This window comes from Bacillus cereus group sp. MYBKT111-2 (genome assembly GCF_051915205.1).
GTDB classification, from domain to species: Bacteria; Bacillota; Bacilli; order Bacillales; family Bacillaceae_G; genus Bacillus_A; species Bacillus_A paranthracis.
Genome location: NZ_JBQAEG010000002.1, coordinates 450,097 through 472,466 on the forward strand (window position 1 = coordinate 450,097; position 22,370 = coordinate 472,466).

The following is a 22,370-nucleotide window of genomic DNA, read 5'->3' on the forward strand; positions in this document are numbered from 1 at the left end:
TCCTTTAGATTTCACAGCTAGTTTTTTACAAAAACAATTTCTAAATTCCTTATTAATTAGGAGGTCTAAAAGATGAAATTTTTAAGGCAATCAACAATTATTGGCGCATTGACTGTTGGAGGATTTTTATTTTCAAATACAATTGGTACGCTCCCACCTACCTCTGCTGAATCGCAACCTACACAAAAAGAATCACGATTTTTAGATACTTGGCGGTGGCAAAACTATTTTTTATTACATCATAATGCAGATTTTATAGAAGAGTTAGCAGTTGGTGACTTAAAGCATGGAGATACATTCGATGTTACTATATATAATGGTATTGTAATAATGTCATTTGCAGCATGGAGTGCAATTTTTACGACTTTAATCGGAGCGATATCCGGAGCAATCTTTGGTACAATCTCTTTTAGAAATAAAAGCAAAAATGAAATACTTACATAAAAACGAATTTCTAATAAAACTCTAGACAAAAAAATAGCCTATAAAATTTTATAGGCTATTTTTCATTTCATCATTATTACTTAGCTAATTCTTTCGTACCCTTCATTACATCAACGAAGAATCCCCAGTTATTCACAACAGAAGAAATACTAATATGTTCATCTGGAGTATGGACGTTGAATATATCTGGACCGAATGAAATTGCATCTAATTCAGGCATCTTTTGAACGAATACACTACATTCAATCCCAGCGTGTACAGCGAAGATTTCAACATCTTTATTGTATTTTTCTTGATGTACTTTTTCAAATAAATTACGAATTTGTGAATTCGGATTGTATGGCCATTCTGGATACTCTGACTCTATTTCAAATGTTGCGCCAACTAATTCCGCAATACATTTAATCTCATCTGTAATATGTTGTTTTAAACTACTTACAGAACTTCTCACTTCGTTACGTAATTTAATTTCATCTTGCAACGTTTCAATAACACCTAAATTTGTTGAGCTTTCTACTAGACCTTTAATATCCATGCTCATACTTTGAATGCCGTTCGGAATTAAGAATAATGATGAAATAAGTTGCTTTTGTGTTTCTTTAGCAAATACTTTTTCTACTTTCTCATCTAATTTTGTAAGTGTAACATGAACATCTGGATCAACAGCACGCATTTCTTCTTGTAATACTCGTGTCCATGATTCTAGTTTTTCTTCTACTTTCTCTACATCTTCTGTACGTAATACGATTGTAGCTACACTTTCACGCGGAATTGCATTCGTTTTTAATCCACCGTGAACTTCACTTATATCAAATTGAATATTTACTGATAAATCATGTAATACTCTTGCTAATACTTTGTTCGCATTACCGCGTTGTTTATCAATTTCCATACCAGAATGTCCGCCTTTTAAACCACCGACATATAGACGGTATGCATCCATATTCGCTGGTGCTTCATCCCAAATTACTGGAATCGTTTCAACAGCTTTTGCACCACCTGCGCTACTTACAAGCAATTTATGATCTTCTTCAGAATCAATATTAATAAAAATCTTTCCTTCAAAATGATTTGAATCAACAGCGAAAGCTCCGCCCATTGTCGTTTCTTCTTCAGTAGTAATAACTACTTCAAGTGCTGGATGCGGAATGTCTTTTGAATCTAATAAAGCTAATGCATATGCAACTGCAATACCATTATCAGCACCTAAAGTCGTTTGATTTGCATATAACATGTCCCCAATAATTCGCAATTCAATTGGATCTTTATCAAAATCATGTACGGTTGCTTGGTTTTTTTCACAAACCATATCCATATGCCCTTGAATAATAATAGCTGGTACATTTTCATAACCAGCAGTCGCTTCTTTTTTAATAATGACATTTAATGCCTCATCTTGAATCACTTGTAAATTACGCTCTTTCGCAAAGCCAACTAAAAAATCACTAATTTCCTTTTCATTACCTGATCCTCTAGGAATCTTTGAAATTTCTGCAAAATGATAAAACACAGGGTGCTTTGTTAATTGTTCTAAAGTAGAATACATTTTTAAGCTCCTCTCAAAATAACAAAATAATATGTAAGTCTTTTATCATTATACCATGATTCATTATTTTCACTTTCTATTTCATACTTTAATATCTGCTTGTTAAACATTTAAATTGCATATAAAAAGAGAAAGAAAATGCACTATGCATTTTCTTTCTCTTTTTTTGCTCTCATATATTTTGAAGTACCATTATTCATTAATTTCTCTAACCGATTTATATTTTCCGTCAATGCACCTTTCACAAGAGAGAAATCTGTATTTGGTTCTTCTTTTTTCTCTTTAAAAAATGAAGACTTTTTTACACTAATTTCAGCCATCTCTTCTCCCCCTTTTCAAAAAAGATACAACCTTTTATTTATATTATATAGCAAATGTAGACAGCGTGTACACGTATCATTTTCTTTTTAATTCATCTTCTAAATCTTCTACTTGCTGTAATGTATCTCCTTTTATTAACGAGAAATCTGTTGTATCTTCATTATCTTCTTTAAAAAAATCATTGTCATTATTTTTTATCACTACAATCACCTCTACGTGCTAGTGTAGGAATGATTGTCCGATTTTATACAAGTTTGTCTAAATTCGCTTTACCTTTATGTATAAGTGAAAAGGACAGAAAAAATTTCTGTCCTTATTTACTAAAATAACTATGATGTATTGTTAAATTATATACATTTTCAAAATCTCGATCTTGCAGGTTATTTTTCTTCCCGTCAATAACAATGAAAACATCACTCACTATTTTTGCTGGTATAATTCCGACATTTTCTACTTGTACTGCTCTCTGCTCATTCAATTGCTCAATGTACTCTAACGGAATCATAGTACTAAATTGAGAACGGATACCACGAAAGTTTGTATTTAATTCCTTTGCCGCTTCAAATACAACAATTTTTGCTCCAATCTTTTCCCCATACGAATCTAAAAATGCGTTTAAGCTTTTTGTGTATTCTTCCTCCGTATGCCATTCCATCGTACCGAACACTGCTGGATTGACATTTTGAATGATTGTTGTGTATATTTCTCCCCTTGCTTTAGAAGCAATTAATGACCGTTTTATCGATTGAACCGTCTTGCCGATATCGCTAAATTTCGCTCCCCATACTTCTGAAATATTAGGTGTTAAAATAAATGCAATATCAACGAAAATAACCATTGCAGTGAACATTAAAAGATTTTTCCAGAGGGTTAAATCAATTCCTTTTATCATGAAATACACGGTGACTGATATTATAAACAACCCATACCAAGTCTTTCTAATACGTTGCTTCTTCTCCTCGTACAACTCTTCGTTTTTCCAATAAAAGAAAACAAGTACTAGAAAAACGATTGCTAAAATAAATAAGCCGATTCGAATGTTAGAGATCACCAATGACATCACCCTCCATTCAAAAACTACTCACGATATCATTACATGCACAAGCAACTCTCTTTATGACAAAAGACGTGGACAAGCTTCTAAATTTAGTTACATCGCATATACATTAGAAGGTACCACGTCTTTTATCTTGAATCTACATTGTATATGTAGACAAGCATGTGTTTCAAATTTTCATGTTAAAAAGAAATATGTTTCGGAATTTCCCCTTCAGGTACTTCTCCATCCATACTTAAGTAATAATGGCGAATTGGACGTAAATCATCGTCTAATTCATACACGAGTGGTATGCTCGTTGGAATGTTTAATGAAACGACACCATCGCTTGAAAGATTATCTAAATATTTTACTAGCGAGCGAATTGTGTTACCATGTGATGAAATGATTACTTTGTTACCATTCTTTAATTTCGGCGCAATTTCTGAATGCCAATAAGCAAGTACTCTTTTCTCCGTATCCACTAAACATTCTGTCAATGGAAACTCACCTTTTTTCAGTGCTTTATATCTTGGATCATTCATTTCATACCTGGGATCATCCTCAGTAAGAGCAGGTGGTCTTACATCAATACTTCTTCTCCAAATATGAACTTGCTCCTCACCATATTTTTGCGCGGTTTCATCTTTATTCAAACCTTGCAATGCACCATAATGTCTTTCATTTAGCTTCCAAGATTTATGTACTGGCACCCAGGTAAGATCCATCTCATGAAGTACAATCCATAACGTCCGAATTGCTCGTTTTAATACAGATGTATAAGCTACATCAAAAGTATATCCGTTTTTCTTTAATATCGCTCCTGCTTCTCTCGCTTCACTTAATCCTTTCTCTGATAAATCTACATCTGTCCATCCAGTAAAGCGATTTTCAAGATTCCATAAACTCTGTCCGTGACGAATAAGTACAAGTTTTATCATAATAATTCCCCTTTCGGAAATGTGAATTTTATTGTTCCATTGCGTACACGTATAAAGTATCTAGTAATGTATCTTTTTATCCATTCACTCTATGACCAAATCATAGTTGCCAAATGTATGGATAAAATTTGTTCTTTTTCAAACTATAAAAACAGATATATTTCTTTTTATTTTTGATCGATTGCAACTTCCCTTTTCGATATCCAAGCATCAAAACCTGATCGGCTATGTGCCATTTCATTCATAACTTGATGCCAATTTTCTTCACACGATTCACCAAATTTTGAAAAAATGGCACCCATTTGTTGTCTTTGTACATCGCTCAGTTTTTTCTCTAAATCGGCACCTTTTTCTGTTAAAGATAACTGTTTCACACGGCGATCATGTGTAGCTTCATTACTCTCAATTAAGCTTTTTTCCACAAGTTGTCGTAATGGTCCGTGAAGAGCTTGTTTACTTATTTCTAGTAGTGATAATAACTCATTTACACTTACTCCCGGAAAGCGTGCGATAAAAAATAAAATTCGGTGATGTACTCTTTGAATACCATACTCTTTTATAATTTCATCTGGCTTTTCAGTAAATGTTTTATATGCAAAGTAAAATAAGGCTAACGCTTCATTCATCTGTTCTTCTTTATGTTGTGTCATCTACTTTCCCCCTGTATGTAAATTATACCACATTCTCGTAATGAATTTTTAAATCCATACTCTACGTTTATTACAAGACAGCAAAACAATGAGGAGATGATTCACTTGAAAACGCAATATACTGTTAGTACTTATTTATTAGACCGACTAAGCGAATTAGGAATTGAACATATTTTTGGTGTCCCTGGTGATTATAATTTGGCTTTTTTAGATGATGTAATAGCACATGAAAATGTAGAGTGGATTGGCAATTGTAATGAATTAAATGCGGCATATGCAGCAGATGGGTACGCTCGCATAAAAGGAATCGGAGCTCTTATTACCACCTTTGGCGTTGGAGAATTAAGCGCCATAAACGGCATTGCCGGCTCATATGCCGAAAACGTACCAGTTATAAAAATCACGGGCACACCAACAACAAAAGTAATGGAAAATGGAGCACTCGTTCATCATACGTTAGGTGATGGAAAGTTCGATCATTTTTCCAAAATGTATCGAGAAATCACTGTTGCACAAACAAATTTGACCCCTGAACATGCTGCTGAGGAAATTGACCGTGTGTTACGTGCATGTTGGAATGAAAAACGTCCTGTTCATATTAATTTACCGATTGATGTGTATAATAAACCAATTAATAAACCTGCAGAACCAATTTTACATAAACCGATTTTAAGTAATAAAGAAACACTGGATAAAATGCTTCTACATGCCATTTCAAAAATAAATAGCGCAAAGAAACCTATTATTTTAGCTGATTTTGAAGTGGATCGTTTTCATGCTAAAGAATATTTATATCAATTTGTAGAAAAAACAGGGTTTCCTATTGCAACGTTAAGTATGGGAAAAGGAATATTTCCAGAAAAACACCCTCAATTTATAGGGATTTATACTGGTGATGTAAGTTCTCCATACTTGCGTAAACGAATTGATGAATCTGATTGTATTATTAGTATTGGTGTGAAGTTAACTGATACTATTACAGGTGGCTTCACACAAGGTTTTACGAAAGAACAAGTTATTGAAATTCATCCCTACACTGTGAAAATTACAGATAAAAAATATGGGCCAGTTGTAATGAAAGATGTTTTACAACAGTTAAGTGATGTAATTGAACATCGAAATGAAGAAACGCTTGATATTAAGCCATTTATTTCAGAATCAATATTAATTACTGAAAAGTTTAATCCAAAGCTACAAATGGTTACACAAAAACGCTTTTGGCAGCAAATGTACCATTTCTTACAAGAAAACGACGTCTTACTTGCAGAGCAAGGAACACCTTTCTTTGGTAGTGCCGCTATCCCTTTACCAAACGACACTACATATGTAGCGCAACCATTATGGGGATCGATCGGCTATACGTTACCTGCTCTACTTGGTACACAGCTCGCTAATTTATCGCGGCGCAACATTTTAATTATTGGTGATGGTTCTTTTCAATTAACTGTCCAAGAATTATCAACTATACTACGTCAAAATTTAAACCCAATTATATTTTTAATTAACAACAATGGTTATACTGTTGAACGTGCAATTCATGGTCAAAATGAACCGTATAATGACATACAAATGTGGGATTACACAAAACTAGCGAACGTATTCGGAACAGAAGAAAAAAGCCTAACATGTAAAGTGGAAAATGAAATAGAGTTACAAGAAGTCTTAACTAAAATAAGTAATGATAAGGATCAACTTACCTTTGTTGAAGTTGTAATGAGCCAAGGGGATCAGCCTGAACTGCTAGCTAAACTTGGGAAAAGATTCGGCCAACAAAATTCTTAATATAAAAAGCATAACCTAATTATATACAAGGAAAAGGATGGAAAGTTCCACCCTTTTCCTTGTATATATACTATTTTAAGAACCTTCTTCGACTAACGTCTCGTGTGACAAGTCAAAATTCTTAATCAACCTTTAACTTTATAGCTTTTGTAGCAATAAATGTTTTAATATGCTTATCTAATATCCTTGTTCCACCAAAATCATCCTCATAAAAACCTGTTATAATAAAACCCGCTTCAATTTGGCCTTGGATTTGATCTTCCAGTGTATGCGCATATTCTATTGTTTGATTTGAATCGATGTAATCTTGAACTTCATCCTCTGGTAAATAATCCAATGTCGATGAAGGGATTGAATGTTTTACATCAAGAATACCTTTTTGTTCTTGATTATCATCAAAAATCCATAGTAACGGATTTGTAAATCCAGAAATGAGAATACCTTTATTCTTTAAAACCCTTGAAACTTCATTCCATACAAGATGTACATCTTTTACAAATAAATTAGAAACAGGATTTACAACAATATCAAAATATTCATCCTCAAAATCACTAAGGTCTGACATATCTCCTTGAACTGTTTTTAAAGTTAAACCATCTCGTTTTGCTACCTTTTCATCTTGTTCCAATTGCTTCTTGGATATATCAGTAACTGTTACATCCGCCCCAGCAGCAGCTAGAACAGGTGCTTGTTGCCCTCCACCTGACGCTAAGCAAAGTATCTTTAATCCATCTAATGATTTTGGAAACCAATCTCTAGGAACTGATTTTTCTGTGGTAACTGTGATTTCCCATTCACCTGATTTACTTCTTTCAATAACCTCGCTACTTACAGGTTGCGTATATCTAGAACCTTCTTCAACCTTTTTATCCCATGCATTACTGTTTTGTTGAGTTGTATCCATTATAACTATTCCCCCTAGCTATCTTGTTACATTTTAAGTGTAAGATCATTTACTATTTATGCTTTTTTCTATTAACCTAACCAATAATTAATACACATTTTTCTATATTTATATTAACAGATGAAAAGTAGTTAGAAAAATAAAATATTCCAAATAGAAAAAATATAAATTTATTTAAACAAATAAAAAGGCATTCCAAACTTGTTGACGGTTGGAACACCTTTTTATTTGTTATTTAAATTTTCAACCTCTTAACTACACCCATTAAACAAATCAATTACAATTTATTCCGCAAGCGTTAACTGCCAAGACACACCATACTTATCATTTAACCAACCAAATCTTTTGCTAAACGGATAGGCACCTAAAGGCATAAGTACTGCTCCATCCTCCGCTAGTTTATTAAAAGCTGTTTCAATTTCTTCTTCCGTATCACAAGTTACATAAAGAGACATAGCTGGCGTAAATGTAAAATTATGATTTACATAACTATCTATGCACATGAACTCTTGCCCGTGTAATGTAAACGTTGCATGAATGACAGTACCCTCTTTACCAGGTCCGTTTTCATCGTAACGAGAGATACTTACAATTTCTGATTGATCAAATAGCGACGTGTAAAAATTCATCGCTTCCTCAGCTTTTCCTTCAAACATTAAAAACGTAGTAATTTTTTGATTTGTGTTACTCATTTAGAGACAACCCCTTGTTATGTATTTATGCAAAATATACATCGGTTAACAAAAACGAACATACATTCTCATTATTATATTGTCTATAAAAACGATGAGTTTGTCAATTATCTACATTCTTATTTCTTCTTAAATAATGCTGTCCAAAGAAATGATTCTCCAAACATAGTATTTGGTTGTTCAATCTGTTCCATCTTTCTAATTTCAATCACTTCAAATCCTTTAAATATCTCTCTTAGTTTTTCTTCCGAATAAGCAAGACCTCCTTGTAAACTCCATCCTCTATATACGTCCCAATCTGTTATTTCTGATCCATTTCGCTCATCTAAATCACCTGCCGCGAAACACGTTAATCCGAAATAACCACCTGATTTCAATGCGTTTTTAATTAAATCCACATAATTGACTCTTCTATGTGGTGGAATATGATGCAAACAGCCCGAATCGTATACAAAATCAAATTCATTTTGAACCTCTAAATTGAAAATTGAATCACAAATAAATTCAATTTCTACTCCTTTTGCTAACGCCCTCTCTTTTGCCCAGTTAATGCCTTCTATAGATAAATCTACTGCTGTTACATCAAACCCTTCATTTGCTAGATAAATTGCGTTTCTACCCGGACCACATCCAAGTTCCAGTACTTTTCCTTTTGAAACCCGCTTTTTTTGTATATACGAAACTAGATTCTCATCTGGAACATTTTCAAAAAACGGAACATCTTTTTCTCTATTCGCATAAAATTCATTCCAAAATGGTTCTGCTGGTCTTAATAATGAATCCAGCATTTTAATAATATCTTCTTGCGTGTGCAACGTTTCATTTTTCATTTGCACCCCTCCAATTTTAATATTCAGAAAATTATTATATATCTTTTAGAACTTTAAGACAAAGAAAAACTCCTACATTCAATAGGAGTTTTTCTCTTTAAAATCCAAGTACAGCTAACCAGTTTAACAACTTCTCTTCTCGCGCTTTTAAATCATCGTTCCTAAGCTTACCTAACTGTATTTCACTAACAATTTCTCCGTCCGCCATAAAAAGAATTCTTTCTGTTTTTGCTGCTACTTTCACATCATGAGTGACTAACATAATGGTCGTTCCACCACGATTAATATTTAATAATATTTGCATTACTTCTTCTGTTGATTTTAAATTTAAAGCACCAGTCGGCTCATCTGCAAAAATAATATTTGGATTATTAATGAGCGCTCTACAAATAGAGACTCTTTGTAATTGCCCCCCAGATGCTTCGGTTATATAATGAGACGCTATATCACTTATCCCCATATTCTCCATTAGCTCTAGAGCACGTTTATTTACTATTTTCTTACTCTCACATTTCGCTAAATATGCTGACAAGATGATATTATCAAATAGGTTCAAGTTTCTAAGAAGGTTGCTCTGCTGAAAAATAAATCCTATTTCAGTAAGACGTAATTTCGCTAACGCTTCTTCTTTCATACATGATAATTCTTTACTATCAATTTTTACACTTCCTGATGACATTTGATCCATTCCACTAATATTATATAGTAACGTCGATTTCCCAGAACCAGAAGGCCCCATGACCGATACAAATTCTCCCTCATAAATCTCTAAATCTATATTTTTTAACACGTGATAATTTGTATTTCCATCCATTGAATATGTTTTGTTTACTTGCTTTACTTCTAAAATTTTTTTCAAGTGATACACCCCTACTCCCCATTTGGCTTTACATCGTTTGTTTGTTTCATAGTAAAACTACTGAAAAGCGTTGTTGCAGTCACACATATACATAATATAGCTGGACATATTACATAAGAAACGATAGGATTCACGACAAACTTTATATGAGCAGCTCCCATAAAAGACCCTAACCAACTTACTAACATTTCACCAAACGTAGCAGCTATACATGTCCCTATCACAATGCCTAATAATACAATGAAGATAGAACGTGTTATATACTGTATACGAATATCTTTACTAGAAAAACCGATATTTTTCATAATTAAAATTTGCGAAGAATCTTTTGCTAATAACATTTTAAAAAACATTGCAGTAATTAAAACTGATATCAATATCGCAATCAAAATAGCCACTTGTGTCACGAGTCTTAATTGTTTAATTGTTTCTCCTAAAGTTTGCGTTACATAATCATTTGTATCTGTTATTTTTACAGAACTAAATTTTTGTTTATACTCCTTCACTTTTTCTTGCAAATCCACTTTAGGCTTCATATCTACATTTACTACATACCATAATATATTTTCATTATTATTAGAAAAACTAGCTTTAGCTGTTTTCCCACCATTCGTTACATCTTGATACATACCACTAATCGTTAGTGTTTTCTCTTTCCCATCAACAAATAAAACGATATGATCCCCTACATTCTTTTTTAATTCATTTGCGTTCATATAAGAAAGAGAAATTTCATTTTCATTTTTTGGTGCCCTACCTTGGATATAGTCTAATGGAAATTTAGTGAAGTCTCCCATTTCTACATTTAAGTTTTCATGTGTACCATCAGCGTTTACCATTTTAAATGTACTCGTAACAAATGTTGCATATTTTTCTACTTCTTTATCATTTTTTACATATGAAATAACACCCTTAAAACGTTTCTCTATATTTTCAGTTTGCTGTAAATCTATTCGAATATCACTTTTTCCTGTTCCCATATAATTTACAAAATCCGGTGACTGAATCGTATACAAAAAGTTAACAGGTACAACAATCATGAACACAGCTATTATTAATACGATACTTAACACACGATATAACTTGAATCTTTTTATAACATCTTGTATACCAATAAATATATTTACATTTGTAAATTTAGTTTGTTTGAGTGAAAAGGATTTTCTAATCTTTCTTTTTCCTAGTTTATCTCTTGATTGTAAAGCGTCTATTGCTGTAATTCCCCTAAAATTCCGCAAAATAATACGACAGAACAGGATAACGACTAAAAATAACAATGTTGTAATTATGAATGGCACAATATTGTGTAAAATGCTTTTATTTGCCGCCCCCATATAAAGGGTGATATTTGAAGTGAAGATTTTTGTAACAAATAGTGAGAGTATATATCCACATATACATCCACCAGCTGAAATCACAATATATTTTGTTATATATAATTTTTGAATATCTTTGTTATGAATCCCAATTGCTTTCATAACACCAATTTCTCGATAATCTTCTTCCATCGAAGTAATGATCGTAAATCTAATACATAACATTGCAATTAACATTAATAATCCACTTATTATGATAAGTACTGCAGCTATTATTCCGTCTGTTAATGAATTGAGTGTTTTAAATAGTGAGTACGTAATAGAGGGACCTTTTTGAGGTAAGTTCGATGACTTATATAGATTTTCAAATTCATTTATTTTATATTCGTCTGTTAGCTGGAATTCAATAAGATATTCGCTTTCTCCAAAATTTCTTTTTATTCTTTCAAAATCCTTATTGCTTATTACAAATCGTTTTGAACTAACGATTGATGGGTTCATTTGAACATCACGAACAAATGCTGAAATCGTAAATTCTAGTTCATTATTATCTTTAATAACCCATATTTTATCTCCCATACGCAAATTATATTTTTGCATATAATAAATGGGTACACCTATTTCCCCTTTCATAACATCGACCACTTCATTATTTAAATTTAATAAAAAATCAAACTTACTATTTTGTTTCACGAAACTAATGTCCATTACACTATTATGTTCTGCTTGATTTTTCTTTTTAATAAAAATGTTAGATCCATTTATTTGAACCATCTCAGCCGTTTGCTGTTTTTTTACAAACGGATTTTTTTCTACAAAGGAATCAATTGACTTTTGATTTACCTCTCCGGCATGCATTTGTACGAAGTGCGGTGCGTTTGATACTTTAACCAATTGATCCATTGAGTTCAATAGAGTAATAACGTTACTTGAAGCACTAGCCATTAAAAGACTTGATAACATGATAAACATAAACAAGATGGTAATTATCATTTTATTTTGAGAGAAATCTCTTTTTAACATTCTCCTAATCATATAAAGCTAGTTCCCTTCATTCGATAATATTTTCTTCGTCACAACCGCTAATAATATCATTATGAAACTAATAGCTAATATCGGTAAATAAATTTTCATGCTGAATTTTTCAAACATAAAACCATATACGACTTGCCCAATCGGTGCCATACATTGGGATACTGCTGTTATAATTGCCATTACTTTTCCTAAGTTTTCATTTGGTGTTTTCTTTTGGACTACAGTAATCACATAGATGGATACAACTGTCATAATCATTGCAATTAAAATAGAAGAAAGTATAAAGAGGATAAATGGTGGATAGTATCCTAAATTAAGAATAACTGGTGTAACTGATAGTGCCATCGGTATTACTAATAGAGCTATTAAAATCATCCAATAATACAATGTTTTCATCTGTAGCTTTTTCGCAAAAAAACCTATTGATAATGCACCTATTATAGTAGCAAAATCAATCAATCCCATTCCAATGCCATATAACGTGTGGCTACTCTCCATTGTTACTCGTATAATAATTGGAGCACCAACAACAAATAGCGGCGTCAGTATTAAATTTAGTAATGCGGCTAAAAGCATAGATTTCAAAATAAATGACTGTTTTAAAACGTATATAAACCCTTCTTTCATATCCTTTACAATTGTCGGTATGATATGGCTTTCTTGCACTCTCTTTATAAAAGGTATTGTAATAAACATTTCTAAAATCGCAGATAAAAAGAAAGCAAAGCAACTTATTATTACGAGCATTTTCAAACCAATTATGCCGTACAATATTCCTCCTAATACAGGAGCAACTATATTAGATAATGCTTGCACACCATTTACGATACCGTTCGCTTGTTCTAACTTTTTCTCTGGAACTAATTGCGGAATACTCGCCATTACAACTGGTGCGTACATTGCATTAACGATTGCTAGTAAAAACATAATTGTTCCGATCAATAGAATAGATACAGATCCAGTAAATAGCAAAACTATAAAGCTTAATACAATCGCAGCATTTATAAAATCAAAAATAACCATTACATTACGGCGATTGAAACGATCTGCTATCGCTCCACCAAGGGGAGCTAGCAAAAACGGAATACTCGTTACCGCATATAATCCTGCGAATATATCAGCACGCCCTGTTATATCAAGTACATATAATGACAGAGCAAAACGTAAAAGTGTTGAACCCAAAATAGTAATAATTTGCCCACTCACCATTAAATAAAAATCTTTCATCGAAGGTTTTATACTAATAGACATCATAATCACACCCTTCCTTTAATTTAGACCGACTGTCGGTCTATAATAAACAAACAGAAAAAATATTATTTCTGTTTCATTAAAACCTCCAGCATATAATTAAACGATCCTTCTTTCGCTCCAACAGATACTTCCATCATTTTAATATAAGCTTTCACTCTCCTCATCATTTCTTCCGGCTTCCATTGGAATAACCCATCATCAAATATAACTTGCGCTGAAGATAGTAATAGTTCAATCGTTTCTTGTGGATATGAAGTCGAAAATATCCCTTCTTCAATTCCTTGTTCTAAAATTTCTGTTAATACAGGAGATAAATGAATAATGGATTGTACTAAACTTTTTTGATGCATTTCTGCATTATTTGGTTGATGAAATTGCTCAATCATTTTATCTTTTACATCCCCTGATTTTGGCGATTGCTCCATTAAAACTCGAAATAACTTTTCTAATACTGGTATATTTGGATTAGAGACGATTACTTTCGCTTTAGCAACATCTTCTTTAATAATCCTCATAATAATCTCATCCATTACTTCTTCTTTCGATTTAAAATAATGATAAAACGTCCCCTTTGCTATCCCTATCTCTTTTAAAATGTCATTTACTGTTGTTTTCGTATAACCTTTCGTAACAAATAATCGTTCAGCCGTTTCTAAAATTTCTTTTCTACGCTCCTCATACTCCTTAATTATTCGCATTCACGTCCTCCTTCCCACCAGACCGACTGTCGGTCTATTTTAATTATATGTTTAATTAGTAAAAAGTTTCCTATTTTATACATATACGACATCCTACTTCCAATTTCCTTTATAAATTTTTATTTTTTAACGCCCATTCAATTTGTTTAAAACGTATCTCACGTTTCTTATCATCACCTTTCATTTTAGGAAAAAGAACGTTTTCGTATTGGTTAACACCACAAATTACATTGATCAAACAAATACTTCTTTCTTTTGTTACAGCAGAAGTAGGTAGGTTCTTCACTTATCTGCTTTTGCTGTATATTTTTTAAGAAATTGAAAATAATACCAACAAGCTGTTTGAACTAGCAGCTTCACTCTTCTCGTAATGGGGATGCAATTTATCACAATTAGCTAACTCATTGAACTCACTGGCAGACAACCAAAATCGTTGTCTGCTTTTTGTATGAGATTTTTTGTTTTACATATACTACTTTTGAACCTGCAGACCAATACGAGCCATTTTGGTGCTTGGGATTTCCCTTCCGGGGATAAGTATTTTTTACTTATCCCTTTTTTTGTATAGACACGTATATTTATGGCAAAACTAATTACAAGCAGATTTTCTGTTTATGCGTAGTTCTAAACAAGATTACTTTTTCTCCTATTAAAGGACGGCAGGTACGACTGCTAGTCCTTTTTTCTTATATCACGTTCCCTTCTGGTAACTTCACACTACATTACCTTCATCGTCGTAGTAAGTAATTTCCCAATAAGGATGGCAGTTATGCTTCTCGAGTTCCCCATCGAATAAAACAAACAAATTAGTTTCCCAGTTTCCAACGATTGTACTCCAATACGAGTTTAATTCTTCATAAACTTCTCTTGTTCCATTTTGATAATTGCGGAATGTATAATGAAAATGCTCACTCGCCTCAATATCTTCTCTTTCAACCAAAGTATTCTGCCGAAATAGTAGACATAATAAGTTCCGTTCTCATTTTGCTGCAGCATAACATTCCCGTACCAGTTGAATGTGTTACGAATTGCTTTCACCCCATCGTCCAATTCTTTGTTTGCAAAAGATGTTTTCATATCTTTATACCAATTGATTTTTTCATAATTCATATCATCATCAGAGGGGCTAGTACGAATTGCTTTCTCTCGATTTTTTTCGATTAAATATTGTTCATACGTAAGTTGCACTTGTTCTTGAATTGTGACATGGTTGTAATACCCTTGTCTTAATGGTTTTGGACTATAAAATTTATTTTAAATACGGTGAATGAAATTTCCCCTCTTCATCACCTTTGTTGTATACAAACGAAAAAGAGCCGCAATATTTTGCGACTCTTTACAATTATAACTATTTAACGGCCACGTCTTTGCTGCCCTTGCTTTGTACTACCTTTTTTATTACTTGGCTTATTAAATGATTGGTTGTTTTCATTTCTTGAACTATTTCTTGAATTACTTCTTGAGCCATTTCTCGAACCACGTCTTGAATCTTCACGGCTATCCTTTTGACGATACTCGCCTGATTTCTTCGGAGCCAGCTTTGGTAGCGGTTTTCCATTTTCATCTACACGTTTTATCTTCGGTTGTTCGATTATTTCTCTTTGTATTGGTGCGCCAAGCGTTTTTTCAATTTCTTCTAAATGTTTTTCGTCTTTCGCTGCAACGAACGTAATTGCAAGACCTGATCCACCTGCACGTCCTGTCCGGCCAATGCGGTGAATATAACTTTCTACATCTTCAGGGATATCATAGTTAAATACGTGCGTTACACCATCAACATCAAGTCCACGAGCTGCTACATCCGTTGCGATTAAATACTGAATTTTAGCTTCGCGGAAACTCTTCATAACTCTTTCACGTTTTGCTTGAGGTATATCACCATGAAGTTCAGCACAATTATAACCTAGTCCTTTTAAATTATCATACAACTTACTTGCTCTAACCTTTGTACGACAGAAAATAACTGCTAAAAATGGCTGATCACGATCCATAACAAAACGAAGTGCATCTGGCTTTGCACGATCTGTCGTCTCAATGACACGCTGCTCAATTGTATTTACCGTTACTTCTTCACTTTGTACTTGAATCATTTGCGGCTCATCCATATAACGCTTCGCCAATTTTTTAATATCTTTTGGCATCGTTGCTGAGAATAACATCGTTTGTTTACTACCAGGTGTCTCATCTAAAATATCTTCAATATCATATAAGAAACCGAAATAAAGCATTTGATCCGCTTCATCTAGTACAATGGTTGTAAGATTACTCAAATCAATTGTTTCACGTCGTATATGATCTAATAATCGTCCTGGTGTCGCAACAACAATATGTGTATTACCTTTTAACTTTCTCAATTGTTGTGCTACATCTTGACCGCCATAAATCGCTAATACATTAATATCTTCTCTTTGCACAAGCATTTTTTTAATTTCAGTTGTAATTTGCAGTGCTAGTTCCCTTGTTGGTGCAACAATTAAAGCCTGAACATCACTAGACTCTGAATCGATTTTTTCTAAAATTGGTAACACAAATGCTAACGTTTTACCCGTTCCTGTTTTCGCCTGCCCAATAATATCTTTACCTGACAGTATAACAGGAATTGCTTCCTCCTGAATTGGTGTTGCTTCTGTTATTCCATTTTCACGTAATGTATGATTAAAAGTTTCACTAATTCCTAATTCTAAAAAGTTTTTCAAATTGACCACTTCTTTTCCTTATTTTTCACATTAGCTTTCATTGTACCATTTGTTTCGCCAAATATGAAAAATAAAAAAATTCTTATCTTCTTTTTTTATATTCATTATGTACTAGTTGGACAAATTCTTTTTGTTTTGTCTCAGAATTTATTAATGCTTTCATATTTGCAGAATTCAAAATGAACTTCTTAATTTTTCTATTACTCCAAATTAATTTTGTATACTTTTTTGTATCTTCGTGTAGCTTTCGAAACCACTCAAATTCGCTTAATTTTGCAATATGATACTTTAATTTCATGTCATTTTGAGGGGAAAATAAAATGATATCTGCTATTACATCAAATAATAAACTCATCTTCTCCCCTCCTGTACATATATATTTCAATGTTACGGAAATATAGTTATAGGGTGATAAAATTGACAACTACATTCATAAGGATCTTTTGCATATTTTACTTACTATATTTTCAATCCACCACAATTATAACGGCAAAATCTCAAACAGATGTAATCAGTGAATTCAAACATGCTTTGCTCAAAAATGATAAAGAATTAATGCAGTCATATGTAACAGAAGGAGTTAAACTACCTACTTTCCAAAAGGAAAAACCTATTCATGAAATTAAAATCGTACCATCTCCAAAGGAAAATATAACGTAAAGGTTTTAATTCAAATTGCAGAATCTATGAATTAAAAAACCAATCTTTTCTATATAAGAAAGATCGGTTTTTTATTATTTTATATATTGACTTTCCCTCCATGATAGCAATAATACTTTACAGCTTTAAGGTCTTTAATCCTCTTTAAAGACTCTTCCGCTTTTTCTATATCTAAACAAAAATTCGGATTAGCTATTACTAATTCACCATTATCTTGAACGGCTGCATCTCCTGTAATTACACTGTGTAAGTCCGGAAAATATAATGAAATATGTCCCGAAGTATGTCCTGGGGTCGCTACTATTTGACATTCACCATTCAAAATCATTTGATCATTATGTACTTTTTCATCGACGGAAATATGTTTTATATTTTTTAACTGTTGTATAAACCATTTGCCAAATTCTTTTTCTTCATTTGGCATACGTTCTAACAGATCTTCAGCTTGAACTAATCTCTCTGATTTTATATCACCATTAATATAGTTAGATTCAATTTCACTAGCAATAATATTAACGTAAGGATATTTAACTTTGAAATCATATAAAGCCCCTATATGATCGTCATCATAATGAGTAATAATTATATTTTTTAAGTTTTTCATCTTGTATCCATGTTTTAAAATTGCCTCTTCAATTAAAGGTAAAAAATTCATATACCCTGTATCTACTAAAGTTAATTCATCGTTTACTATTATTAAACTTGGATAAATACATTGTTTTTGCCCATTAAATTCGAATTCAATTGGTAGTTCTATTATCTTCATTTTTCTTCCCCCATACCGCTTAATAAATGTTTAATAAAAACTAAATCATCTACATACATTTCGTTCAAATTTACGTTTAATGTGTACTATCTATATAGCAAAGAAAAAAGCATCCGTTATGAATGCTTTCCTTATCTTACCTGTTCAACTATATAAATCAACTTAGGCCTATCCGAAACCTGATATGTATAGTCTTCATTTTTATGCATATATGTTTCTATCCTATTTATCACTTCAAACATTCTGTCTGAATTCGCACTGAAACGAGATACTGAATCACATAAAACTATTGACCCTTTCTTGTAAAAATTAATAATTTCATAAATATCTCGTTCTAAACAAACTTCTCCTACTTGCAAATCCTCTTTCGCTTCATAGTTATAAATTCCCATTCCTATCTTCCCCTCAAATTGTATTTTTTCTTACAATATCCCCTTGTTACATAAATAATACCACGATAAAATTCTAAAATTCAAACTCATCGGCTTCATCTGAAAAATAAAAAAACATCACTGAAGTGACAACTTTTAAGAAGATGGGAGAAAAGAGAGGAAAAAATGGTTCAAAACAAGAATTGCAAAAGTTCTCATCAATAGATGTACCATTAGATTATTTAGAAGTAATTCAACATTGTACAAATGCAGAGATTCATGTAAAAAATGAACTTTAATATGTATTACCACCAAACATTATCTGCGTAGTACCTTTACTTGGAACGAACCCAGACACTGTAAGTCGTTATATAACCAACATTCTATTATTTTGAACAGGTAATTCCCTATTTTTATTGAAATATACATTAAGAAAAACTATAAAATTGATTAATCTCTCACTTCTTTGTCTATCCTTTTAAAAAATCTATTTTTTTGTAAAAGGAGTGTTTATATGGAGAAACAGACACTTTGGAAAAAATTCAAGAACAGCTCAGCAGATCTTGGTAAATCTAGCGTATATGAAAGTATTATTTTATATTATATAATGAGAAAAAAAGGGTTACCTACTAAAGCGAAGTTCATCATATTAGCCGCTTTATCTTATTACGTATTAACAATTGATTTTATTCCAGATATAGCTGCTATTATTGGGATTGGCTTATTAGATGATGTTTTGGCGATCGCTGTAGCTCATAAATACGTGATGCGCCATGCAAACGCTGAAATTCGAGAAAAGAGCAAAGTAAAAATGGAGTCATTATTTACTCCCGCACAAACATGATGAAAAAGGAGCTAATATAATTTCACTTAGCTCCTTTTTCATAAAACTATTTCACTTCATTCGCCACAAAAAATTGTTCGCACACACTCGATATGCGCTGTAAGTCTACGTTCCCACCAGATATAACTGCTACTACTTTTTTCTCTTTAATATATGTATCCACTTTCCCTGCAAGTAGAGCAGCAGTAGCTAATGCGCCTGCACCTTCTACAACAGCTTTCCCGCGTTGTAATAAGTCTTTCATCGCTAATTCCAGCTCTTTTTCTGATACTGTTACAATATCATCTACTAATTCTTTTACAACTTCAAAAGTTAAATTGCCTGGTATTTTTACCGCGCAACCATCTGCTATCGTAGGTGCCTCATAATGTTCTATAATTGTACCTTTGTCATAAGATGCCTTCATCCCATGAACATTTTCTGCTTGGACACCAATTATATGAATCGACGGATTAAAAGATTTTAATGCAACAGCAATTCCAGAAATAATTCCTCCTCCACCAATTGGTACAATGACCGTATCAACATCCCACATATCATCAAGAATATCTAATCCTATTGTACCTTGACCAGCCATTACTTCTACATCGTCATATGGATGTAAGTATGTTTCACCTGTTTCTCTAATAATCTCCTCACATTTTGCCTTCGCATCATCAAAGGTTTCACCATGTAAAACCACTTCAGATCCATATCCTCTCGTTGCATCAACTTTCGCTTGAGGGGCAGAAATCGGCATTACAATTTTACTTTTAATACCGAGTAAATGAGCAGATAAAGCAATTCCTTGCGCATGATTACCAGCAGAACAAGCAATTACTCCTCTCTCTTTTTCTTGATCTGTCAGCTGTGACATTTTATTAAACGCTCCACGGAATTTAAACGAACCTGTTAATTGCATATTTTCTAATTTCAAGTGAATTTCTCCACCTGTTTTACTAGTCAAATAAAATGATTTTACTAATGGAGTTTTACGAACATTTCTGTCCAAAATAGTTTGAGCTTTTTTAATATCGTCTATATGCAATGGTAGTTTTTTAGTTATCATACTAACACCTCTTCCAATGTTCTATTCCTAAGTTTTCGTAAGTCGCAGCTCCTTTATACGAAATGAAAAAGTCTTTATATATGTACCCCACTCTGTAATACATACATCTGCAAACAATTTAACATCCTCTTCATATCACGTTCTTTATAATGATTTAGGCATGCGATTTGGATCCAGTTATTCTTTTGTAAGTACGCTGATTCATAATGGACAATATATCCTTGTAATGCTAACGCATCACCGACCGCTTTAGAAGAAAGACCTTCATTTAATTGAATCGTAAGTATAATTGGTGCGGCATGTTCTTTAGGTGAAACAAGTTTTAGGCCTATACTAGTCATAGCTTCTTCCATATAATCATATGTCTCTTTAATTTTTACAAATGCTTTTTCATCTTCAAATCTCTTCAACGCTTCTTGCAATGCATAAATTAAATTCCATGAATGGGAATACGGAATACTTTCATTTTCTTCGTACATACCAATATCCATATAGGCTGGTAATGTCTCGTTTACTTTCACATTATGATTATGAAAAACGAAAGATAATCCAGTAAACGATTTAATTGCCTTTCCGCTCACGCCACTCGCAAAATATACATCCTTTAAATCTATCGGTATCGCTCCAATTGAGCTAATACAATCTACACATAGTTTCACTTTATACTTTTCACATAAAACATTTAGCTCGTCTAAATCATTTAACATTCCAGTTGATGTTTCGTGGTGAACAAACCAAAGCCATTCATAATTTCCAGCTCCCATTATTTTTTCCAATTCTGTATAAATAAACGGTTCTCCTATTTCTTTTTTATACGTATCAAAATGTAACTCTGCACGTGTTGCATGCCCGACTAATCTATTACCAAATTCCCCATTTGTTAATACGAGCCCCTTTCCTTTTAAAGAACGTAACTGTAAAGCAATGGCATCATTCGCTAATGTCCCTGTTCCTAACATAATTTGCACACGTTTTGCTTTTGTCATTTGAAGTAATCGTTTCTTTACATTATCCATCGTCACTTGAAATGACTTAGAACGGTGTGAAATAGGCTTAGTAAAAAATGCCTTTCGAACATTTTCTTCAATATCTACTGGGCCGGGTAAAAACGTATACTCTTTCGTCATAATTCCCCCAACACTCGACGCTTCAAACATAGCAGGGGTAACATACATAGGCTGGAATGCTGCTGCTTCTGTACCAACTAACGAATGGAAAGATTTGAATCCCATTTGCTCATATAAAGGTAGTTCACGTGTTGTTGCAGAAATGAGTGCCAATTCATATCCATTTAGAAGCAAATAACGATGTAAAAAGCGAATTAAACCTAATAACGCTCTTCCATTTCGATATTCACTTTCTACTGAAAGTAAACGAATTTCATATACGTTTTCTCCATGTTCTTGCAAATAAAAATCTAGATTTGAAATTTTATAATCTAACGAGAATGGTCGTTTTCCTCGCAACGCAACCATACCTACTAACTTATCGTCATCTAAACAAATTAAATATGTATTTTCTTCATGAAAACGATCTATACGAACACGATCTTTCGTTTCTTCATGTTGCGGAATTTCTTCTACAAATGTTTTATAATTCAATTTATGTATACTTTCAAATTCCCAAACTTGATCAGCAACTTTATAAATTAACCCCATGCCCTATCTCCTTTATCTA

General features: G+C 32.7%; 23 protein-coding genes and 2 pseudogenes. 5 read left to right on the forward strand and 20 right to left on the reverse strand.

Annotated features, from left to right (window positions below):
- The first annotated feature begins 72 nt into the window (after positions 1 to 72).
- The gene (locus ACTFNE_RS07605) at positions 73 to 444 is read left to right on the forward strand and encodes a DUF5065 family protein (RefSeq protein ID WP_270706081.1); all 372 of its coding nucleotides are present in this window, start codon (positions 73 to 75) and stop codon (positions 442 to 444) included.
- A gap of 76 nt (positions 445 to 520) precedes the next feature.
- Here ACTFNE_RS07605 and pepD read toward each other — a convergent pair whose 3' ends face one another.
- The 6 genes from pepD to ACTFNE_RS07635 all read right to left on the reverse strand — a co-directional run bounded on the left by pepD (position 521) and on the right by ACTFNE_RS07635 (position 4,938).
- On the reverse strand, positions 521 to 1,990 hold the full coding sequence (pepD, locus tag ACTFNE_RS07610) for a beta-Ala-His dipeptidase (RefSeq protein ID WP_270706080.1): 1,470 nt from the start codon (positions 1,988 to 1,990) through the stop codon (positions 521 to 523).
- A gap of 143 nt (positions 1,991 to 2,133) precedes the next feature.
- A complete protein-coding gene (gene spoIISB / locus ACTFNE_RS07615) occupies positions 2,134 to 2,310 on the reverse strand; it encodes a stage II sporulation protein SB (RefSeq protein ID WP_000808045.1) in 177 nt (58 codons plus the stop codon).
- Between the two features lie 76 nt (positions 2,311 to 2,386).
- Complete coding sequence (locus ACTFNE_RS07620; RefSeq protein ID WP_000594606.1) at positions 2,387 to 2,512, reverse strand: hypothetical protein; 126 nt, start codon at positions 2,510 to 2,512, stop codon at positions 2,387 to 2,389.
- A 112-nt stretch (positions 2,513 to 2,624) separates the two neighbouring features.
- Positions 2,625 to 3,362, reverse strand: a complete 738-nt coding sequence (locus tag ACTFNE_RS07625; RefSeq protein WP_270706094.1) for a type II toxin-antitoxin system SpoIISA family toxin — start codon at positions 3,360 to 3,362, stop codon at positions 2,625 to 2,627.
- A 188-nt stretch (positions 3,363 to 3,550) separates the two neighbouring features.
- Complete coding sequence (gpmA, locus tag ACTFNE_RS07630) at positions 3,551 to 4,288, reverse strand: 2,3-diphosphoglycerate-dependent phosphoglycerate mutase (RefSeq protein WP_000594125.1); 738 nt, start codon at positions 4,286 to 4,288, stop codon at positions 3,551 to 3,553.
- 167 nt (positions 4,289 to 4,455) lie between these two features.
- Positions 4,456 to 4,938 (reverse strand): MarR family winged helix-turn-helix transcriptional regulator, encoded by a 483-nt coding sequence (locus ACTFNE_RS07635; RefSeq protein ID WP_000191911.1) that lies wholly within the window; start codon positions 4,936 to 4,938, stop codon positions 4,456 to 4,458.
- A gap of 96 nt (positions 4,939 to 5,034) precedes the next feature.
- Here ACTFNE_RS07635 and ACTFNE_RS07640 point away from each other — a divergent pair, with 96 nt between their 5' ends.
- The gene (locus tag ACTFNE_RS07640) at positions 5,035 to 6,720 is read left to right on the forward strand and encodes an alpha-keto acid decarboxylase family protein (protein WP_270706079.1); all 1,686 of its coding nucleotides are present in this window, start codon (positions 5,035 to 5,037) and stop codon (positions 6,718 to 6,720) included.
- Between the two features lie 121 nt (positions 6,721 to 6,841).
- Here ACTFNE_RS07640 and ACTFNE_RS07645 read toward each other — a convergent pair whose 3' ends face one another.
- The 10 genes from ACTFNE_RS07645 to ACTFNE_RS07690 form a co-directional block, all read right to left on the reverse strand.
- The gene (locus ACTFNE_RS07645; protein WP_000381793.1) at positions 6,842 to 7,624 is read right to left on the reverse strand and encodes a class I SAM-dependent methyltransferase; all 783 of its coding nucleotides are present in this window, start codon (positions 7,622 to 7,624) and stop codon (positions 6,842 to 6,844) included.
- Between the two features lie 284 nt (positions 7,625 to 7,908).
- Complete coding sequence (locus ACTFNE_RS07650; RefSeq protein ID WP_000072485.1) at positions 7,909 to 8,316, reverse strand: VOC family protein; 408 nt, start codon at positions 8,314 to 8,316, stop codon at positions 7,909 to 7,911.
- A gap of 119 nt (positions 8,317 to 8,435) precedes the next feature.
- Positions 8,436 to 9,146, reverse strand: coding sequence for a class I SAM-dependent methyltransferase (locus ACTFNE_RS07655; protein WP_000787475.1), 711 nt, complete (start codon positions 9,144 to 9,146; stop codon positions 8,436 to 8,438).
- 97 nt (positions 9,147 to 9,243) lie between these two features.
- Entirely contained in the window at positions 9,244 to 10,005 is a 762-nt protein-coding gene (locus ACTFNE_RS07660) for an ABC transporter ATP-binding protein (RefSeq protein ID WP_000721687.1), read from the reverse strand.
- Between the two features lie 11 nt (positions 10,006 to 10,016).
- Positions 10,017 to 12,356, reverse strand: a complete 2,340-nt coding sequence (locus ACTFNE_RS07665) for an FtsX-like permease family protein (RefSeq protein ID WP_046197404.1) — start codon at positions 12,354 to 12,356, stop codon at positions 10,017 to 10,019.
- Between the two features lie 6 nt (positions 12,357 to 12,362).
- Positions 12,363 to 13,610 (reverse strand): MFS transporter, encoded by a 1,248-nt coding sequence (locus ACTFNE_RS07670; RefSeq protein WP_082112581.1) that lies wholly within the window; start codon positions 13,608 to 13,610, stop codon positions 12,363 to 12,365.
- A gap of 62 nt (positions 13,611 to 13,672) precedes the next feature.
- On the reverse strand, positions 13,673 to 14,308 hold the full coding sequence (locus ACTFNE_RS07675) for a TetR/AcrR family transcriptional regulator (protein ID WP_046197405.1): 636 nt from the start codon (positions 14,306 to 14,308) through the stop codon (positions 13,673 to 13,675).
- 846 nt (positions 14,309 to 15,154) lie between these two features.
- Positions 15,155 to 15,496, reverse strand: a complete 342-nt coding sequence (locus ACTFNE_RS07680; protein ID WP_046197406.1) for a hypothetical protein — start codon at positions 15,494 to 15,496, stop codon at positions 15,155 to 15,157.
- A 164-nt stretch (positions 15,497 to 15,660) separates the two neighbouring features.
- Entirely contained in the window at positions 15,661 to 17,013 is a 1,353-nt protein-coding gene (locus ACTFNE_RS07685) for a DEAD/DEAH box helicase (RefSeq protein WP_270706078.1), read from the reverse strand.
- Between the two features lie 73 nt (positions 17,014 to 17,086).
- A complete protein-coding gene (locus ACTFNE_RS07690; protein WP_046197408.1) occupies positions 17,087 to 17,359 on the reverse strand; it encodes a hypothetical protein in 273 nt (90 codons plus the stop codon).
- Between the two features lie 29 nt (positions 17,360 to 17,388).
- Here ACTFNE_RS07690 and ACTFNE_RS07695 point away from each other — a divergent pair.
- Positions 17,389 to 17,661 (forward strand): annotated as a pseudogene (locus ACTFNE_RS07695) (hypothetical protein); the annotation flags it as partial.
- Between the two features lie 82 nt (positions 17,662 to 17,743).
- On the opposite strand, the gene ACTFNE_RS07700 reads toward ACTFNE_RS07695, so the two are convergent.
- Both ACTFNE_RS07700 and ACTFNE_RS07705 read right to left on the reverse strand, forming a co-directional pair.
- Entirely contained in the window at positions 17,744 to 18,430 is a 687-nt protein-coding gene (locus ACTFNE_RS07700) for an MBL fold metallo-hydrolase (RefSeq protein ID WP_270706077.1), read from the reverse strand.
- Between the two features lie 131 nt (positions 18,431 to 18,561).
- Positions 18,562 to 18,822: a hypothetical protein gene (locus ACTFNE_RS07705; RefSeq protein WP_029438343.1), complete on the reverse strand. Its 261-nt coding sequence runs from the start codon at positions 18,820 to 18,822 to the stop codon at positions 18,562 to 18,564.
- 176 nt (positions 18,823 to 18,998) lie between these two features.
- On the opposite strand from ACTFNE_RS07705, the pseudogene ACTFNE_RS07710 reads away from it, so the two are divergent.
- Positions 18,999 to 19,097: pseudogene (locus ACTFNE_RS07710) on the forward strand (SMI1/KNR4 family protein); the annotation flags it as partial.
- Between the two features lie 218 nt (positions 19,098 to 19,315).
- A complete protein-coding gene (locus ACTFNE_RS07715) occupies positions 19,316 to 19,645 on the forward strand; it encodes a YkvA family protein (protein ID WP_046197411.1) in 330 nt (109 codons plus the stop codon).
- 46 nt (positions 19,646 to 19,691) lie between these two features.
- Here the strand turns inward: ACTFNE_RS07715 and tdcB are convergent, their stop codons facing one another.
- Both tdcB and ACTFNE_RS07725 read right to left on the reverse strand, forming a co-directional pair.
- Positions 19,692 to 20,693, reverse strand: a complete 1,002-nt coding sequence (gene tdcB / locus ACTFNE_RS07720) for a bifunctional threonine ammonia-lyase/L-serine ammonia-lyase TdcB (RefSeq protein WP_046197412.1) — start codon at positions 20,691 to 20,693, stop codon at positions 19,692 to 19,694.
- Positions 20,694 to 20,767: 74 nt separating this feature from the next.
- The gene (locus ACTFNE_RS07725) at positions 20,768 to 22,351 is read right to left on the reverse strand and encodes an aminotransferase class V-fold PLP-dependent enzyme (RefSeq protein ID WP_270706076.1); all 1,584 of its coding nucleotides are present in this window, start codon (positions 22,349 to 22,351) and stop codon (positions 20,768 to 20,770) included.
- Positions 22,352 to 22,370: the final 19 nt, after the last annotated feature.

Bases quoted from the DNA above. Each gene is read 5' to 3' on its own strand.
- ACTFNE_RS07675 (WP_046197405.1), bottom strand. From the start codon at position 14,308: ATGCGAATAATTAAGGAGTATGAGGAGCGTAGAAAAGAAATTTTAGAA.
- ACTFNE_RS07715 (WP_046197411.1), top strand. From the start codon at position 19,316: ATGGAGAAACAGACACTTTGGAAAAAATTCAAGAACAGCTCAGCAGAT.
- ACTFNE_RS07700 (WP_270706077.1), bottom strand. From the start codon at position 18,430: ATGAAGATAATAGAACTACCAATTGAATTCGAATTTAATGGGCAAAAA.
- ACTFNE_RS07665 (WP_046197404.1), bottom strand. From the start codon at position 12,356: ATGATTAGGAGAATGTTAAAAAGAGATTTCTCTCAAAATAAAATGATA.
- ACTFNE_RS07725 (WP_270706076.1), bottom strand. From the start codon at position 22,351: ATGGGGTTAATTTATAAAGTTGCTGATCAAGTTTGGGAATTTGAAAGT.
- ACTFNE_RS07670 (WP_082112581.1), bottom strand. From the start codon at position 13,610: ATGATGTCTATTAGTATAAAACCTTCGATGAAAGATTTTTATTTAATG.
- pepD (WP_270706080.1), bottom strand. From the start codon at position 1,990: ATGTATTCTACTTTAGAACAATTAACAAAGCACCCTGTGTTTTATCAT.
- tdcB (WP_046197412.1), bottom strand. From the start codon at position 20,693: ATGATAACTAAAAAACTACCATTGCATATAGACGATATTAAAAAAGCT.
- ACTFNE_RS07640 (WP_270706079.1), top strand. From the start codon at position 5,035: ATGATTCACTTGAAAACGCAATATACTGTTAGTACTTATTTATTAGAC.
- ACTFNE_RS07650 (WP_000072485.1), bottom strand. From the start codon at position 8,316: ATGAGTAACACAAATCAAAAAATTACTACGTTTTTAATGTTTGAAGGA.
- ACTFNE_RS07635 (WP_000191911.1), bottom strand. From the start codon at position 4,938: ATGACACAACATAAAGAAGAACAGATGAATGAAGCGTTAGCCTTATTT.
- ACTFNE_RS07605 (WP_270706081.1), top strand. From the start codon at position 73: ATGAAATTTTTAAGGCAATCAACAATTATTGGCGCATTGACTGTTGGA.
- gpmA (WP_000594125.1), bottom strand. From the start codon at position 4,288: ATGATAAAACTTGTACTTATTCGTCACGGACAGAGTTTATGGAATCTT.
- ACTFNE_RS07655 (WP_000787475.1), bottom strand. From the start codon at position 9,146: ATGAAAAATGAAACGTTGCACACGCAAGAAGATATTATTAAAATGCTG.
- ACTFNE_RS07705 (WP_029438343.1), bottom strand. From the start codon at position 18,822: ATGGGAATTTATAACTATGAAGCGAAAGAGGATTTGCAAGTAGGAGAA.
- ACTFNE_RS07645 (WP_000381793.1), bottom strand. From the start codon at position 7,624: ATGGATACAACTCAACAAAACAGTAATGCATGGGATAAAAAGGTTGAA.
- spoIISB (WP_000808045.1), bottom strand. From the start codon at position 2,310: ATGGCTGAAATTAGTGTAAAAAAGTCTTCATTTTTTAAAGAGAAAAAA.
- ACTFNE_RS07690 (WP_046197408.1), bottom strand. From the start codon at position 17,359: ATGAGTTTATTATTTGATGTAATAGCAGATATCATTTTATTTTCCCCT.